Origin of the sequence: Gilliamella sp. wkB72, from assembly GCF_001693745.1 — a bacterium.
Classification (GTDB): Bacteria; Pseudomonadota; Gammaproteobacteria; order Enterobacterales; family Orbaceae; genus Gilliamella; species Gilliamella apicola_E.
In genome coordinates this window covers 48,904-65,548 of the sequence record NZ_LZEI01000013.1, presented here as the reverse complement: position 1 = coordinate 65,548, position 16,645 = coordinate 48,904, and the positions used below count along the sequence as shown (strand labels likewise).

The following is a 16,645-nucleotide window of genomic DNA, read 5'->3' as shown; positions in this document are numbered from 1 at the left end:
TAAACAAGGCTCAAAGCCTGTTTTACTATTCTGCAAGTATCAGTAAGTTACATTTATAACCACTTTTTAATTATATGTTTATTTATGTAAATCTTGTATAACTAAAAATTTTATAACGACAGAAAAACCGTCAAAAAAATAGTAATAAATAAAATAATTAGAAATACCCTTTGACTGAAATTGAAAGTCTACATATTGATAAGGTTTGATAGAAAATGAAAATTTCATTAATGCAAAGTTTAACATCTAGTTGATATTGAAGAATAATTCTCATATTATTATTCAAAAACAAAGGAATGTTATGAAAAATTTTATTCTTATAAGCATGGTTAGTCTAATTCTATTCGGTTGTGGTGAGAGTGATAATAAAGTTCTCAAAGAATATCTTGTGGGCGATTGGCAATGCACTGCGATATATGGTATAGGGCTAAATGTATCCCCAGAAGAAGAGCTTAAACATACCACTGAGCCTGAAGATTTTACAATGAAATTTAGAATATTAGATGATAAGTTTTACGAAATTAAAAATGATGGAACAAAACAAACTATCGATGTCAACGGCTTTAACAGTACAGTAAATGAAATATGTTATGAATCAAATTGCACTCTGAAACAATCTTTAGAAATCAAGGATAACGACTCATTTAACATCATAATAACGAAACGCATAAAAAAACTCAATAATCACACAGATACTATTGATTTTAGATCTAAAATCGAATCAGTTTGTAATAGAATAAAATAAGTATCAGGAATAACACTTTAATTTGCTTATAGATACTTTAATATTTATTAGTAACAAATTTTGAGCAACTATTATTAATAGATAGGATACATACATTAGTGAAAAATTTGGCCATTGGCTAATTATGCTGCATATGTTATTGTTCTGAAGTATTCATGAGGTTTAAAAAAGCCGCCACCCATTCACCAATTCAATATTCAGCAGGATTCTTTAAAATCCTGTAAAGCACATCAAAAAGAGTATAAATAGTTTGTAGCCTATTTTGTTTTTTTAAACGATGCAAATACCAATCATACTTTTTGATTAGATTGAACGCTACCATATATCGCCGACATAAAGTCGGCGAATTAGTTTGTTAAATTAAATTATGCAAAGCCTTTTAAACCAACCACATGAACATGTTCTTGGTTATTAATGACTTTACGTACTAATTTATACGTTGTGCCTTTTTCCGGACTGATATTTTCTGGCGCTGCAATAATAAGTTGCATTTCCAATCTTTCGCAAAGTTCAAAGAGCGTTGCAATTGATTTAGCATCAAGTCGGGCTGCTTCATCTAGGAATAATAAACGACAAGGTGATATGTCTTTATTACGCAAGCGTTTAGATTCTTCTTCCCAACTTTGAATCACCATCAATAGGATCGACATACCTGTACCGATTGCTTCACCTGTTGATAATGCACCACTTTCAGCACGTAACCAGCCATCAGCGCCACGATTAACTTCAACATCCATTTCCAGATAGTTTCGATAATCAAGCAATTCTTCACCTATATTTTGCGCAGTTCGCTGCCCCATATCAATATGAGGATTCAAGCGTTGATAAAGTTTAGCTAATGCTTCTGAGAAAGTAATACGATTATTACTAAACAGATCTTGATGCTCGTTTTGATCATCAGCTAATGCTGCTAATAACGAAGAGTGAGCTTCCCGGATACTAACATTAAGACGTACACCATTTACCTGACCAAATGCCACCGCTTGCAGACCTTGATTGAGCATACGAATACGGTTTTGCTCTCGTTGAATAGTTTTACGAATAATATTAGCCACACTTTTTGAGCTAATTGCCAATTGCTGTTCACGTGAGGTAAGTTCTTCAGTTAATCGTGATAACTCAATTTCCATTTGCTCAATAGCTTCAATTGGGTCATCCGTTTTAACAATATCTTGACGAATTCGTTCACGAAGATGTTTATAAACCGCAATATAAAATTGTATTTTACGCTCTGGTCGTTTTGGATCTTCGGATAATCTTAATACATCACGTAAATGTTCATTATCATTTACTGCTAGACGCAATGAACCGAGTGCCTTATCTGACATAGAGCGCAATTCATCAGCACTTAGATAAGCTAATTCTCGACGATGTAACCTTCGTTCAACGCTATTTTCTTTAACTAATCGTAAAACTAAACACCACCCTGCTTTCGCTTCCACAACTTGTTCACGTAATTGTTTATAATCACGTAGTGTTTGTGCTAAACGTTTTTGCATTTGTGTCATTTCGCTTTCGCACATAATAAGTTGTTTTTCAAGCGATGTGCATTGTTGGCGATTACTGTTAAGTTTTTGATGAATTTCATCACGACGAATACGTGCTCGTTCTTCGGTTGCTGCATCCGCTTTAACACCTATTTGTTCAACCTCTTTATGCAACTCATTAAGCATGTCACGTTTAGTTTCAAATGCACTTTTTAAAGAAGCAAGAGTTTGATTATATTGATTGTATTTATCTTGGTACTGTTGCATCTGGCTACGTGCTTCAGTACGCTGTGCTTCAACCACCTCAAGTCGAGAACGTAGTTTTTCATTCAAATCACTATTTTCATTTAGCATTCCAGCCGAATCTTCATAGCTAAAATGCGCACGGCGTTGCATGACTTCGGTTAAGGCAAAAACTTGTTGACGAATAGTTTGTTGCTGAGCTTTGATAGTATTATATTGCTCACGTAGTGATTCATTCTGTTCAGGATCACTTTGTAACACAGCAATAATTGGTTCTAATTCCGAAACAGTATGACGATGACGACTCACATATTGCGCAGCTTCTTGCGCTTCAGCCACTTGTTCACGTAAATCATCAACTCGATCGGCTAAATCATCATCAGCCAATAAATGCATCTGAGCAACTAATCGATTAACTGTAGCTAGCTGCTCTTTACAAATTGCCACTTGCTGTTGGTTTTGTTTATCAATGCTTTCTTGTGCTAATAATTGGCGTTCAATTTCATTGCGTCGTGTTGTTAGTTTTTGTACTTCGGCTTCTGGATCGATATCAAAAGCTACAGATAAATATTCACCAATAAACTGCCCAACATTTTGCTCAATACGTTGCAATTTTTGAAGGTCAAACGAAATTGTTGCATAAAGTTCATGTAGCTCATCACGTTCAGCTGATAATTTCTCAAGATGTATTTCACGTGCAGCTCGACCAAACAAAGGAACTTTAGGAAAACTTGAGAAACGCCATTGACGATCACCTGTTTTAACAAGAACCGATTTATTCATCTCTTCACAATCAAATACGCTATCATCAAATGATGATGGATCACCTTCGATAAAATAGATATCTTCAGGATAATCTTCTTCACTGCTAGTAAGGCTTTCGAGTTGTGCTTTGACTAATGATAAATCCGGTACCACAATGGCTTGCCTTGACGGACCATACAATGCTGAAAAATAAGGTGCATCATCAATTGTTACATCTTCATAAATTTCAGAAAGTAAAACACCATTGAATCGTTCAGCTAAAACAGATAAACGTCCGTCATCAACACCACTTGGTTGATTAAGTTGTTCTATTTGCGTATCAAGTTGATTTCGTTTGAAGTTTATTTGATCACGCTGAGTAACTAAAGCACGTTCCTGTTCAAGCAGTTGTTGCATATGCTGAGTAACTGATTGACTATTAGTAAAAGTTTGTTGTGTTTGTTCTTGCAATGCTATAAGTGCATCTTGAGCTTTTAACCATAATGGGGCTTTTTGACGATAGTCACTTATTTTTGTTTGTATTTGCTCAAATTCTTGCCTAAATTCAATTCGTTTTTCACTTGATTCGTTAGCAAGCTCGGCATTTTGATCCAATTGAACTTCAAGTTCTTGTTTTAATTCATCAAGTTCATCATAATTGATTTGACGACCAAAACGCTTACAGAATTGAGTTAGTAATGATTCAGCTTCTTTTTGTTCAAAAAAGCGTTGTTCTAATTCATCTAATTGTAGCTGTAAATGTTCTGCTTGCTCAGCTTGATAACATTGTGAAGGCCATTGTTTTAATGCTTCTCTAGCAGCACTCCATGCTTCACTTCGTACTACATCGCCAACCAACTTAACAACTAGTTGATACGCTCTATCAAATTGACTTATTGCAGCATCAGAAACACTAACTCTCTGCTCCAATTCTAATAATTTTTCAGTAACTTCTTTTTGTTTTTCTTGAAAAACTTCATAGTGATTTTCAACATTGCTTATACCTAATTTAGGCAATTGGCATAGTTGTTGGGCATTTTTCAGAGCTTGAATTGCTTGCTGATATTGAATAGCTCGAGTTTGTTGTACATCCAAAGCTTGTTGATAATCTGCTAATTGAGTTTTAATCTCATCAACTTCTTGTTCTGTCTGTTCAACTTGATCTCGGTAAGTTTGATACTGTTCATTTGCTTCAAATACAACTTCATTTTGCTCTTCAAGTTTTATATTAAGATCATCTAAATCTGCTTGATAGCGGTCAATTTTTTCTTGTTGACGCAAAGCAGTTTGTGCAAGATTAAGATGATCATTTGCTGCCTGAAGGTCGGTCTCTAAATCGCCTTGAGCATCTTGATATTCTTTAAGCTCTTTTGCCATCTCAACTTGTCGATACTGATTACTGATAAGCAGATCTTGCGTTTTGAACATATCTCGACGTAGTCCTAAAACGGACTCGATATGAACTCTACGCTCATTAGCATGACGCATATAATCAGCAGCCACATAATTTGTAGATTCAGTAATGAGATGTTTGAATAAATCACGATCTGATTGTGTAACTCGAATAGCTTCAAGTGTCATCCGATTTTCACGAAGTGCTGCTTCCATATCTTGGAATGCTTTTCTAACACCACTATTTTCTGGTAATAAATAATCACGTAATGATCGGGTGATAGCACTAGAAATCCCACCATAAAGAGAAGCTTCAATTAAACGATAATATTTACTTCGATCAGATGAAGAACGTAACCTTTTAGGTAAAATACCAAAATCAAACATAACTGAATGATAATCAGTAATGGAATTAAATTGCTTAAAGATAACCCCTTCCATTGATTCAATCTTATCTTTTAATTCTGGTAAAGATAAAATTCTAGCCTGTTTTTCATTTAAGCGCTCTGTTACTAATTCTGTTGGAGTAATATTGACAGGCAAACCTTGTATTAAAAAAGGTTTAATATCAACTTTTTTATCACGACCAGCAACCTGCTGCAAACGCACACCACAGATAATCCGTTGATTACGAGAATTAATTACATCCAGCATCGAGTAACACACGCCTGGCTTTAATTTACCATGTAAACCTTTATCTCTAGAACCCGAAGTTGCTCCAGCTTCAGTTGTATTTCTAAAATGTAATAAGGTTAAATCTGGGATTAATGCAGTGACAAATGCTGCCATAGTGGTTGATTTACCAGCACCATTACCACCAGAAAGTGTGGTGACAAGCTGATCAAGCTCAAACGTTCGAGCAAAAAAACCGTTCCAATTAATTAAGGTTAATGAGTGAAATTTACCGTGTCTCATTATCATTATTCAATCTCCTCATTAACATCTTCATCATCACTATTATCATCATCTAATATAAGTGATGATTCAATTTTAATCGCTTCACCATCGCGAATCAGGCGTAATTGTGCTTCTTGAGCATCATCACTGCTACGCACATCAGCTCCGAATCGGAATATAGATTCATTAATACGAAAACGGCTACTATCATTACCTACAATAAAGAAGATCATACCAAGTCGACGTAATCGATTTAATGCAGTTTTTACTTTATCAAATAATTTTTGGCGATCTAAATCCGAGCCTGTAGAACGCTGATTGACTAGTTTCAATAATTTACTTTCATCCGCTAATGAAACAAGCTCATCAAAAAGTTCTTGTAAGGTAAAAATGCCTTCATGTACTAATCGCTCTGGACTTAAATAGAGATAACAAAGCACTTTACCGACTAACATATCAAGTTCAGATAATACTGAACGTGGAATCAGAGTAGTTGAACGAGGACGAAGATAGAAAAATCCTTCCGGTGCGCGAATAAGCTCAACATTATAACGTTGATAAAACTGTTCAAGCTCAAGTTGGAAATCCATTAAAAAAGCATGATTATCAAGCTCATCGATACCAATATGACGACCTGACCTTAATAGACTGTCAAGTTCCGGAAATATTGGATTGGCAATAGCTTGAGCTAATTTTACCGGCATAAACTTATCTATCGACGCTTGAGAGCTTGCTGCAATACGCCCCATAACCTCATCAAGATGATGGGAAGTTTGTTCTATTTCTAAATCATTAATATCTGTTGATGACATGTGCTTGTACCTTAGCTCCATAATCGTTAATAGGTTTCCATTCGGCTGGGATACCGAGTAAATCGCCTTCGGCAACACCTAATCGAATAGCCTGATCAATAAACAATCTTGCAATATCAAAATGTTGTTCACGTGGGAACTGTGCTAAATAGCTATGAATTGCATTACTCATATCAAGTGGTTTATTTTCTTGTTTAAAGATCAATAAATTTTGTTCTATATGCGAAATAATATGTTCTTGAATTTCTTCAATCATTTCAAACTCAAGCTCGGATGGTAATTCACCCGTCACTTCTGCTTCATGCAGTGCTAACTCTTCATCACGCATATCAAGTAAACGCTCAGCATTAGCAAAAGTGAGTGACCATGGTAAATCAAAATAGCTTTGAATCGATTTACGTAATCGCTGAGAAAAAACTCGATTCTTATCTAAATCGATTGCTGTACGAATAAATTTATGAACGTGTCTATCATAACCAATCCATAGGTCTATTGCTTTTTGTCCCCAGCCAATAATTCGGTCTAGTTTTCCTTGCAGATCCATAACAACATTGTTAATTTTATCAAGATCTGGATTATCTAATGTGGCATCTTGTATCAGAAGCAAACTGGCTTGTAGCTTATCACCTGCTGCTGCCAACGTATCTTGCAGCTCACGCAATGTTTGTGATGTTTCGGTAAGTAAACCTTCACAACTACTGATGGCTGCTTGCCAATCTTGACTTAACAATGCTGAAATATTTTGTTTAACTTCAGCTTGTTGTTCATCCATTACTCTCTGAGTGATATCAATACTGTCAAAAATTTCTGCAACAGAATATTTCAATGGAGCAAAAACATTTCGATGCCAATGTAAATCATCGCCACCTTCAAGAGCCGCATCTGCTGCACGCTTTAATTCTTGTGCAACAATAGAAAGCTGAATAGATAAGCGTAAAGTCGAAAATTCTCGTTGGCGTATATAGTAATCAGAAATGCCGATTCCTAGTGGAGTCAAACGATAAATAGAATAACCATCGGTCATTTCGCTAGCAAAGCGAGTAATTAAACGTTGGCGCACTAGATCATTAATGGCATTGTTAGCTCGAACAGTAATAGTATCTTCACTTTGCTCAAAGATCTGAGAGACATGTCTGAATCCGTCAATTAATTCAGATTCAGTCATTTCGCCATCAAAGCGCTCACTGTTTAATACAGCAATTGCTAATAAAAAGGCTAATCGCTCAACAGGTAGAGCAATCGAAAAATCATTCTTTTTTGCCCAAGAGACCAGTTCTGGCACTGATTGGGAAAAATCCATCATAGTGATTCCTTAATTAAAGATGCACACGACATCTTAAAATAATATGAGAAACACAATATATTGTGTTATGGACAAAATTTTATCGATTATATAACAAATTGTAGTAGTTAAAAATAGCTAAGTTTAGGATTTATTATTAGATGTGATAACCAATATTTAATTTTCTTAAATAAACTTGTTACCAAGACAAAAAAGACCAATTTATTAGCCAATTAACTTTATATTTAAATTGACTTATATAAATATAAAAATGATAATAATTATCGTTTTCATTTAAAATATTGAGGTATCTATGCGTAAAGTATTATTATCAGTTTTATTGGGGACTTTAATGGGTTTAATTTCACAATCCGTGACAGCTCATGGTATATGGATTACTGATCGAGTCGATCAAAAGCAGATTATTTTAGGTGAAGGACCTTTAGATAATGGCTATCAACCTGAAATGGTGAAAAAAGTTAAAGCTTATAATAGTGATTGGTCGGTACTATCCGTTTCAAAAACAGCACATAATAACTTTGTGACCATCGAACCTGCAAAAGATACAGCTGTAGTAACAGTTGATTTTGATTATGGTTATTGGACAAAAAATTCGGATGGTAAATACGTTAATTTGCCGATGAATCAAGTTAAAGGTGCAGATAAGGGCACTCATGCCATAAAATATAGTGTCAACTATTTATCATCCGTTAACAAACCCAAAATAATAGAAGATATTCCACTACAAATTGTTCCTTCTATTGACCCAACAAAATTAAAACGAGGCGACAATTTACCGATAACCGTTTTCAAAGATGGTAAACCACTAACCAATACACCTGTCATCATCGATGTTGTAAATAATTTAGACAAAACAGTGAAAACTGATGATAAAGGCCAGGCTACTATTATTGTACCAAATCAAGGTTTAAACGTTATAGGTGTTGAAATTGGTTTCCCGCTTAAAGATAGTCAATTAGCTACCCAAGACAAATTTTTTACTACATTAGTTTTTACATTAATTCCTGAAGAAGATTAATTTATATATAAAAAACGGGATCATTATCCCGTTTTTTATAATTATCTTTTTAAACTTCAGCACTAATCGGACGAGGTATAAGAAAACTACAAAATAGAGCTAACACCGTAATGATTAAACCTAACAACATACCATTAAAGTAACCATCAATTGTGTTTCCATTTATCATCTGAATTGCTGGCAATAAAGCAAAACTCAAACCAGCACCTAAATTAAATGCCCCTGCATTCATACCAGGTAAAAATCCTGGATTATCAGTAGGAGATAAGACGATACCTAATCCATTTAAAATGATATTAGCCATTCCAGCATAAAAAATACCTAAAACAATCACGCCAACCGATAAAATAGGTAAAGAATGAATGCCATAAAACATAATAACCAAAATACCAATAATACACCCCACTAAACCTAATTTGAGCACTTTATTATAGCCCATTATTGGTGCCAATCTTCCTGAAAATGGCCCAACAAACCAACCAATTAAAGCATAAGGCGTGAGAAAAATTAATGATGCCCAATCTGCGTCTAACCCAAAACCTATTTCATGATTTTGGGCAATTGACATCACTAAACCATTAACGATGGCAAAAATCCCAGTCATGGTTAATGTGGTTGTTAATAACAACGCCCAGGTGGCACGTTTTTTCAAATGATTGATTGTGACTAAAGGTTGCTTACTTCTTTTTTCTACATTCCAAAATAAAATAAAACATAAAAAAGCCAATAAACTTAAACCACTAACAATCAGCCAATTAGCATTGTCAAGTTTACCGGCTTCATTAAGTGCAAGTAATAACGCAGCTATTGTTAAAACAATTAACAAAACGCCTAACCAATCCATCTTGGTACCTTTAGAGGGCTGAGATTCTGACGCAAAACGATGAACAAAAAAAGTCGAAATTGCTGCAACAATAGCTATAATCCAAAATACAGACCGGAAGCCAAAATGCGTAGCAAGTAAACCTCCCGCAATAGCATCAACACCAGCAATGCCACCATTTACTGCTGTTATGATACCCATTAACATACCATATTGCTTAACGTCTTTTACTTCAAAACTTAACATTAACAAACATAATGGAACCACTGGCCCTGATACACCTTGAATAATGCGAGCAACATACAAAACTTCAATATTCGGCGCAATAGCAGCAATGACTGTACCTAAAGTCATTATAATCAACATGGCTGTTAATACTTTTTTTCGCCCTTTTATATCACTTAATCGGGGCAAGAATAGTGAAAATAGTGCAGCTGCTGTAAAAAAAGAAGTTTGAGATAGTCCGACAGCTGCATCATTAGTTCCTAATTCTTTCGCTATAGTAACTAACACTGGGCTTAACATACTTGCATTAAGTTGAAAAGCAACACATGCAGCAAGCAAAGCAACCATTAAAGCCAAGATATTATTTTTTTTCTGGCTTAGATCTGCCATATATTTACCTCATTAAATGTTTCAATTGATCGGCATTTGAATATCATTAATAACTATACTCAAATGAGATGATTCTTTATTTGTATTTATTTGTATCTATTTGATATATAATTAAATATCAATAATTTTATTTTCTCACGTATAAAACCAATAAAAGGTTATTATCAGAGATAGTGCTGTCGTTGATGTTTTCAGCTGACTATGAAATATTAATTAAAGTTCAAATTAACCTTGTTGAATTATCAGATAATTGCAAAACTTAGTCTGATAACTCACTCACCAATTGAAATATCTAATTAATATTTAATCATAGGTAGAAAAAACAATTTTTTTTGGCAAACAGAGGTGTTCTTAATGGCGATTAAGATAGTTCACTTTTAAAACAAACTATTCACACTGATTACAAGAGAAATATTCTAATTTCAATTCTCAGATTTAAAATCCACTTATTATTAAATTTAATATTAAGATTTCGATAATAAAAAATAAATTACCTACTCGCACTGTCGCTAATTTGTGCTAAAATCGGGAGACATGAATAATCTTTTTTAACATAAGGATGTAACGTAATGCATATCGGTATACCAAAAGAACGGTTAGCCAATGAAGCTAGGGTTGCAGCAACACCTCAAACTGTTGGACAACTATTAAAACTTGGATTTACAGTTTCAGTAGAACAAGGTGCTGGACACGCTGCTCATTTTGAAGACCAAGCTTTTATTGATGCTGGGGCCACTATTCAAAACACAAAGGATATTTGGCAAAATGATCTTATTTTAAAATTTCACGCGCCAACTGATGATGAAATCGCTCTGATGAAAGAGGGATTAACACTCATTAGTTATATTTATCCAGCTCAACATAAAGAGCTTTTAGAAAAACTTGCCACTAAAAATATTACTGTAATGGCAATGGATTGTGTGCCTCGTATTTCACGAGCTCAATCACTAGATGCATTAAGTTCTATGTCTAACATTGCAGGTTATCGCTCTGTTATTGAAGCTGCGAACCAATTTGGTCGATTTTTTACCGGTCAAGTCACTGCTGCAGGTAAAGTACCACCAGCAAAAGTATTGGTAATCGGTGCTGGTGTTGCTGGTCTTGCAGCAATTGGTGCAGCAGTTAGTTTAGGTGCTATTGTTCGTGCATTTGATACACGTCCAGAAGTTGCTGAACAAATCAATAGTATGGGTGCTGACTTTTTAGAATTAGATTTCGAAGAGGAAGCTGGTTCTGGAGATGGCTACGCAAAACAAATGTCTGCAGCCTTTATTGAAGCTGAAATGGCTTTATTTGCTGAACAAGCAAAAGATGTTGATATTATTATCACTACAGCATTAATTCCAGGTAAACCTGCGCCAAAACTTATCTCTAAAGAGATGGTTGAGTCAATGAAACCAGGTAGTGTTATTGTTGATTTAGCAGCCTTAACTGGTGGCAACTGCGAATTAACCAAACCGGGTGAAGTATTCGAAACAGATAATAATGTTAAAATAGTTGGTTACACAGATTTAGCTAACCGAATGCCGGCACAAGCATCACAACTATATGGAACTAACATTGTTAACTTATTAAAATTACTCGCCAAAGAAAAAGATGGTAACATCGACATTAATTTTGACGATGTTGTGATTCGTGGCGTAACTGTCGTTAAAGATAAAGAAATAACATGGCCAGCTCCACCAATTCAAGTTTCTGCACAACCACAGAAAAAAGCGGTTGAACCTATCGCCAAACCAGAACCAACACCAATGCAACCTGCAAAAAAATTTGGCATTTTAGCTTTATTGATTATTGCTTATTTCTGGTTAGCTAATGTGGTTCCTGAAACCTTTTTAGGACACTTCACTGTATTTGCTTTGTCTTGTGTAGTAGGGTATTACGTAGTATGGAATGTAACTCATTCATTACATACACCATTAATGTCAGTTACTAATGCTATCTCTGGTATCATATTAGTAGGTGCAATACTGCAAGTCGGTGATGATAATGGCTTAACTACGGCAATTGCCTTTGTTGCTATTTTAATTGCTAGTATCAATATTTTTGGTGGATTTTTTGTTACACAAAGAATGCTAAAAATGTTTCAACGTGGCAAGTAAAGGAGATTATTGATAATGTTTAGTCATGGAATAATTCAAGCAGCCTATGTTCTTGCTGCATTACTTTTTATATTTAGTTTACGAGGACTATCAAATCAAGAATCAGCCAAATCTGGAAACATTTATGGCATGGTTGGTATGGTAATTGCACTTATTGCTGCTATTGCAAGTATTAAAGGCGGACTACACTGGATCATTATTGCTATGGTCATTGGTGCAGCTATTGGTCTTTATCTTGCTAAAAAAGTAGAAATGACACAAATGCCAGAGCTTGTTGCACTACTCCACAGTTTCGTTGGTATGGCCGCAGTTCTCGTTGGTTTCAATAGCTTCTTAGATTCTAATATTATGGTTTTCACTGGCAGTGAACTTACTGTACATTTAGTAGAAATTTTTATTGGTATCTTTATTGGTGCAGTTACTTTTTCTGGCTCAGTCGTTGCATTTGGAAAACTAAATGGACGCATTAGCTCTAAACCACTTTCTATTCCTTATAAACACTACTGGAACTTAGCGGCAATCGTTGTTTCAGTAATTTTGATGTTTACTTTTATTGGTGTGAAAAGTGGCGCAGGCGCACTTGTTAGTCTACTTGTTATGACTATCATCGCATTAGTATTTGGCTTCCATCTTGTGGCATCAATTGGTGGTGCAGACATGCCAGTAGTTATTTCAATGCTTAACTCATATTCTGGATGGGCAGCAGCTGCAGCAGGATTTATGTTAGGTAATGATTTACTTATTGTAACCGGTGCTTTAGTTGGTTCTTCAGGGGCAATTCTTTCTTACATCATGTGTAAAGCAATGAATCGCTCATTCATCAGCGTCATTGCCGGTGGTTTTGGTAGCGATGGTAGCGCATCAAGCTCTTCAGAAGAAGAACAAGGTGAATACCGTGAAATGCAGCCAGCAGAAGTTGCTCAAACATTAAAAGAAGCACGTTCAGTTATTATCGTACCAGGTTATGGTATGGCTGTTGCTCAAGCACAAGGTGCTGTAAGCAATATTACTGAAAAGCTTCGTGGTATGGGTATAGAAGTCCGTTTTGGTATTCACCCAGTTGCAGGGCGTTTACCTGGTCATATGAATGTATTATTAGCCGAAGCAAAAGTACCTTACGATATTGTATTAGAAATGGATGAAATCAATGATGACTTCCCTGATACAGATGTTGTTTGGGTAATTGGTGCAAATGATACAGTTAACCCGGCAGCGGAAGAAGATCCAAACAGCCCTATCGCAGGTATGCCTGTTCTTGAAGTTTGGAAAGCAAAAACGGTTATTATATCCAAACGCTCAATGAATACCGGATATGCAGGCGTTCAAAATCCACTATTCTTTAAAGAAAATAGTTATATGCTATTTGGTGATGCCAAAGATAGTGTTGAAAAAGTTTTACAAAATCTTTAATGACGATTAGTCTTTAGTAGATACAAAATATTACTGCGGCTTTAGCCGCAGTATTTTTATAAGATGTTAAGGGTTTAAATTTTTTTGATCTAAAAAAGTAGTAATTTGATTAATTATTTCATCATGAATTTCGGTTCTGGTTCGTTCCCCGCCATCTTTACAAATGATACTTTCGCCTTTAGCTTCTTGCTCTAATATTTCTATCGCCTGTGGTTTACAAACTTGTATAAAACTAAAATGCATCGCATCTGGTATAACAGTATAAGTAGATAATGATTTTAAAAGAAACCGTCTTAAATAGCCTGATTCAAGTTCTACATTCATATCACCAACATCAACACCAGCTCCAATAATCAAAGAGGGAATATTAATATTTTTCAGACTTTCGGGAGTAAAACCTCTGACTAACCCTGCATCTAAAGAGATAAATGATTTTATTCTTGAATCTAACATACTTTGAGTTAATTTTGGGTTATCAAGACCTAGTTCATTTACTAATTGGCAAGCTTTCAATTGTGAATTTTCAGTACAATCTTCTTTAAATAGATCAATATCAAATCTTGCACCAGCAAGCGCTATTACGGTCCAACCGCCAAGGGAATGCCCAATGGCTGATATTTTATTCATATCAATATGGTTAGCCAATAGCTTATCTTCTTTTAAAATATCAATAGTTTTACTTAGGTCTTCAGGACGTAGCCATAATTTTCTTGATTGATTAATATCTTTATTAAAAAAAGTTGTTCCTGGATGATTTGGCGCAGCAATAATATATCCCTTACCTGCAAGTTCATAGGCAAGCCAACTTAAATTTTGCCAGCTACCACCGTAACCATGAGAAACAACGATTAACGGAAGTTTTCTGGAATCATTGATAGGTATTGCGTTAGGGACAACTTCAGAACCATAAAAAACAACATTATCGCCTATAAATACTGTTTTCTGTTGATTAGTAGTTGGATACCATATTGCAATGTTAAGAGGTCTACCATCTTCTTCTCCATAATGGATTTCCCTAAATTCAACATTTGAATCTGCATAACAAAAAAATGAAATTGAATATATGAAAAAAAACAGATAGTACACTTTAGTCATTAACTTATTCCCTATATAACTGCATCATATAAATAATATTAATCAATAAGATAGGTTTTGATAATAGTGAGTTAAAATAACGATTTCAACTTACAATAATTATTCATTATTATTTTTGATTTTTTCTTTATGATAAAGGTAATAAGCGCCACGAGAAACCATACGAAGTTGAAATATAAGATCTTCAATTAGTTCTTGGCGTTGTACTATGTCGAAATCAATTGCTTCCGCGCCAGCATTAAATGCGATAGTCACCATTGCTTCGGCTTGAGCTTCATTATAATGATGTGGCATTTGGTTGGCATTGTCTAAATAATCAACAAGCTCCACAATAAAGTGCTGAATTTCGCGTGCAATTGCCGATCTGAATGCTGAAGAAGTCCCGGCTTTTTCTCTGAGCAACAATAAAAATACTTTAGGGTTTTTATCAATAAATTCAATAAAGGTGGTTACCGAAGTTCGAAGAACACTCCCCCCCTTTTCAATACGTTTTCGAGCTTGGCGCAATAATTGACGAAGAGTTAAACCGCTCTCATCAACCATCGCTAAACCTAACTCATCCATATCACGAAAATGGCGATAAAATGATGTAGCAGCTATACCTGCCTCACGGGAAACTTCGCGCAGACTTAAACTTGCAAAACCTTGTTCCGCGTTGAGTTGATGAAACGCAGCATCAATTAAACTTCGACGAGTTCTCTCCTTTTGCTGCGCTCTAACTCCACAGGTTTTAACATTTTTCATTTTTTAAATTCTGCGCTATAAGAAATATAAATTATTTCTGGCCTAACAGTCGTTCTTTTTCAGCAAAGACTTTTGGCATATGGTCACGAATAGTTTTAGCGATAGTTTCATAACGAGAACGTAATGGAGAACCAGGTCGATAAATTAAAGCGATGCTTCTTGTTGGGACAGGATCAGTACATGGAATATAGCAAATATTATCACGAGTACGTTCATTTGGAGCAGCTAACTCTGGAAATAAAGTAATTCCACGTCCTGCTGATATCATACTACGCAATGTTTCTAAACTCGTCGCTTTAAATTGTTTATCTTCATCAATTCCTACCTGAAAACAATACCCCATAGCATGTTCGCGTAGACAATGACCATCCTCCAACATTAAAAATTTCTTCCCTTTCAGACTAGAAAGCTTAGCTGTCTGTTTACTAGCTAATTCATCATTTGCAGGAACGGCTAAAAACATAGGTTCATTGAATAAAGGTAGTTCAATAAATTGTGCGGTTTCTTTTACTTGAGCGATAATAGCACAATCCAATTTTCCACTTTCAAGTTGAGCAACAATATTGGCAGTTTGCGCTTCATGTAAATAAAGTTCTAGTTGAGGAAAGGATTCATGTAATACGGTAATCACATGTGGTAATAAATATGGAGCGATAGTCGGAATTAATCCAATATGCATAGGACCCGCCATCTCTTCCCCTTGACGACTAGCCATCTCTTTTAAAATCTGTATATTACGTAAAATTTCTTTAGCTTGCTCAACAAGCATCATGCCAGTTTGAGTAAATAATACTTTACGACTAGTACGTTCAAGTAACATTACGCCTAATTCGTCTTCAAGTTTTCTGATTTGACCACTTAGTGTTGGTTGACTAACATTACAAGCATCAGCTGCTTTACGAAAATGCCGGAATTCAGCTAATGATACAAAATATTCCAAATCTCGAATATTCATAGAGTCCCCAATAAGTTATCAGTTAATATTTTTATACTCTTAATTGTAAACCAAATTAATAATTATTTTTATCAAAAATCTTTTTTTAAAAGAGTATAAGTTTAATTAAATCAATTAGTCATTAATAAAATAAATAAGATAATCTATTTTGAATTAATTTTTATAAAGTTAAAAAATAATCTAACTAATTGTACTATATAAATTACTATTGTTGATAATTATGTTCAAAAAATCAAATAAAATATTTAATTAATATGAAG

Annotated in this window: 11 protein-coding genes; 4 read left to right on the top strand and 7 right to left on the bottom strand. The window is 34.8% G+C overall.

Annotation, left to right across the window (positions count from 1 at the left end; translation table 11 throughout):
- Nucleotides 1-301 precede the first annotated feature (301 nt).
- Nucleotides 302-745 carry a hypothetical protein gene (locus A9G07_RS08260; RefSeq protein ID WP_065734785.1) on the top strand — a complete coding sequence of 148 codons (444 nt, stop codon included), beginning with the start codon at nt 302-304 and terminating at the stop codon, nt 743-745.
- A 365-nt stretch (nt 746-1,110) separates the two neighbouring features.
- Here A9G07_RS08260 and mukB read toward each other — a convergent pair whose 3' ends face one another.
- Genes mukB through mukF form a run of 3 tightly spaced genes read right to left on the bottom strand, consistent with a single transcriptional unit; the run spans nt 1,111 to nt 7,623 of the window.
- Entirely contained in the window at nt 1,111-5,529 is a 4,419-nt protein-coding gene (gene mukB, locus A9G07_RS08255; protein ID WP_065734829.1) for a chromosome partition protein MukB, read from the bottom strand.
- Nucleotides 5,530-5,531: 2 nt separating this feature from the next.
- The gene (mukE, locus tag A9G07_RS08250; RefSeq protein WP_065734828.1) at nt 5,532-6,257 is read right to left on the bottom strand and encodes a chromosome partition protein MukE; all 726 of its coding nucleotides are present in this window, start codon (nt 6,255-6,257) and stop codon (nt 5,532-5,534) included.
- A 43-nt stretch (nt 6,258-6,300) separates the two neighbouring features.
- On the bottom strand, nt 6,301-7,623 hold the full coding sequence (gene mukF, locus A9G07_RS08245) for a chromosome partition protein MukF (protein ID WP_065562362.1): 1,323 nt from the start codon (nt 7,621-7,623) through the stop codon (nt 6,301-6,303).
- A 292-nt stretch (nt 7,624-7,915) separates the two neighbouring features.
- On the opposite strand from mukF, the gene A9G07_RS08240 reads away from it, so the two are divergent.
- Complete coding sequence (locus tag A9G07_RS08240) at nt 7,916-8,641, top strand: DUF4198 domain-containing protein (protein WP_065734784.1); 726 nt, start codon at nt 7,916-7,918, stop codon at nt 8,639-8,641.
- 49 nt (nt 8,642-8,690) lie between these two features.
- Here the strand turns inward: A9G07_RS08240 and uriT are convergent, their stop codons facing one another.
- The gene (gene uriT / locus A9G07_RS08235; RefSeq protein ID WP_065734783.1) at nt 8,691-10,079 is read right to left on the bottom strand and encodes a uridine transporter UriT; all 1,389 of its coding nucleotides are present in this window, start codon (nt 10,077-10,079) and stop codon (nt 8,691-8,693) included.
- Nucleotides 10,080-10,648: 569 nt separating this feature from the next.
- Here uriT and pntA point away from each other — a divergent pair.
- Both pntA and pntB read left to right on the top strand, forming a co-directional pair.
- On the top strand, nt 10,649-12,181 hold the full coding sequence (pntA, locus tag A9G07_RS08230) for a Re/Si-specific NAD(P)(+) transhydrogenase subunit alpha (protein ID WP_065734782.1): 1,533 nt from the start codon (nt 10,649-10,651) through the stop codon (nt 12,179-12,181).
- A 15-nt stretch (nt 12,182-12,196) separates the two neighbouring features.
- Nucleotides 12,197-13,591, top strand: a complete 1,395-nt coding sequence (gene pntB, locus A9G07_RS08225) for a Re/Si-specific NAD(P)(+) transhydrogenase subunit beta (RefSeq protein WP_065562366.1) — start codon at nt 12,197-12,199, stop codon at nt 13,589-13,591.
- 66 nt (nt 13,592-13,657) lie between these two features.
- On the opposite strand, the gene A9G07_RS08220 is transcribed toward pntB, so the two are convergent.
- The 3 genes from A9G07_RS08220 to oxyR all read right to left on the bottom strand — a co-directional run bounded on the left by A9G07_RS08220 (nt 13,658) and on the right by oxyR (nt 16,385).
- Nucleotides 13,658-14,686 carry an alpha/beta hydrolase family protein gene (locus A9G07_RS08220; RefSeq protein ID WP_065734781.1) on the bottom strand — a complete coding sequence of 343 codons (1,029 nt, stop codon included), beginning with the start codon at nt 14,684-14,686 and terminating at the stop codon, nt 13,658-13,660.
- 99 nt (nt 14,687-14,785) lie between these two features.
- Nucleotides 14,786-15,430 carry an HTH-type transcriptional repressor FabR gene (gene fabR, locus A9G07_RS08215; RefSeq protein ID WP_065562367.1) on the bottom strand — a complete coding sequence of 215 codons (645 nt, stop codon included), beginning with the start codon at nt 15,428-15,430 and terminating at the stop codon, nt 14,786-14,788.
- Nucleotides 15,431-15,461: 31 nt separating this feature from the next.
- Nucleotides 15,462-16,385 (bottom strand): DNA-binding transcriptional regulator OxyR, encoded by a 924-nt coding sequence (oxyR, locus tag A9G07_RS08210; protein ID WP_065734780.1) that lies wholly within the window; start codon nt 16,383-16,385, stop codon nt 15,462-15,464.
- Nucleotides 16,386-16,645: the final 260 nt, after the last annotated feature.

Coding starts and splice junctions, on each gene's coding strand:
- pntA (WP_065734782.1), top strand. CDS start 10,649: ATGCATATCGGTATACCAAAAGAACGGTTAGCCAATGAAGCTAGGGTT.
- A9G07_RS08260 (WP_065734785.1), top strand. CDS start 302: ATGAAAAATTTTATTCTTATAAGCATGGTTAGTCTAATTCTATTCGGT.
- uriT (WP_065734783.1), bottom strand. CDS start 10,079: ATGGCAGATCTAAGCCAGAAAAAAAATAATATCTTGGCTTTAATGGTT.
- A9G07_RS08240 (WP_065734784.1), top strand. CDS start 7,916: ATGCGTAAAGTATTATTATCAGTTTTATTGGGGACTTTAATGGGTTTA.
- oxyR (WP_065734780.1), bottom strand. CDS start 16,385: ATGAATATTCGAGATTTGGAATATTTTGTATCATTAGCTGAATTCCGG.
- fabR (WP_065562367.1), bottom strand. CDS start 15,430: ATGAAAAATGTTAAAACCTGTGGAGTTAGAGCGCAGCAAAAGGAGAGA.
- mukE (WP_065734828.1), bottom strand. CDS start 6,257: ATGGGGCGTATTGCAGCAAGCTCTCAAGCGTCGATAGATAAGTTTATG.
- pntB (WP_065562366.1), top strand. CDS start 12,197: ATGTTTAGTCATGGAATAATTCAAGCAGCCTATGTTCTTGCTGCATTA.
- mukF (WP_065562362.1), bottom strand. CDS start 7,623: ATGATGGATTTTTCCCAATCAGTGCCAGAACTGGTCTCTTGGGCAAAA.
- A9G07_RS08220 (WP_065734781.1), bottom strand. CDS start 14,686: ATGACTAAAGTGTACTATCTGTTTTTTTTCATATATTCAATTTCATTT.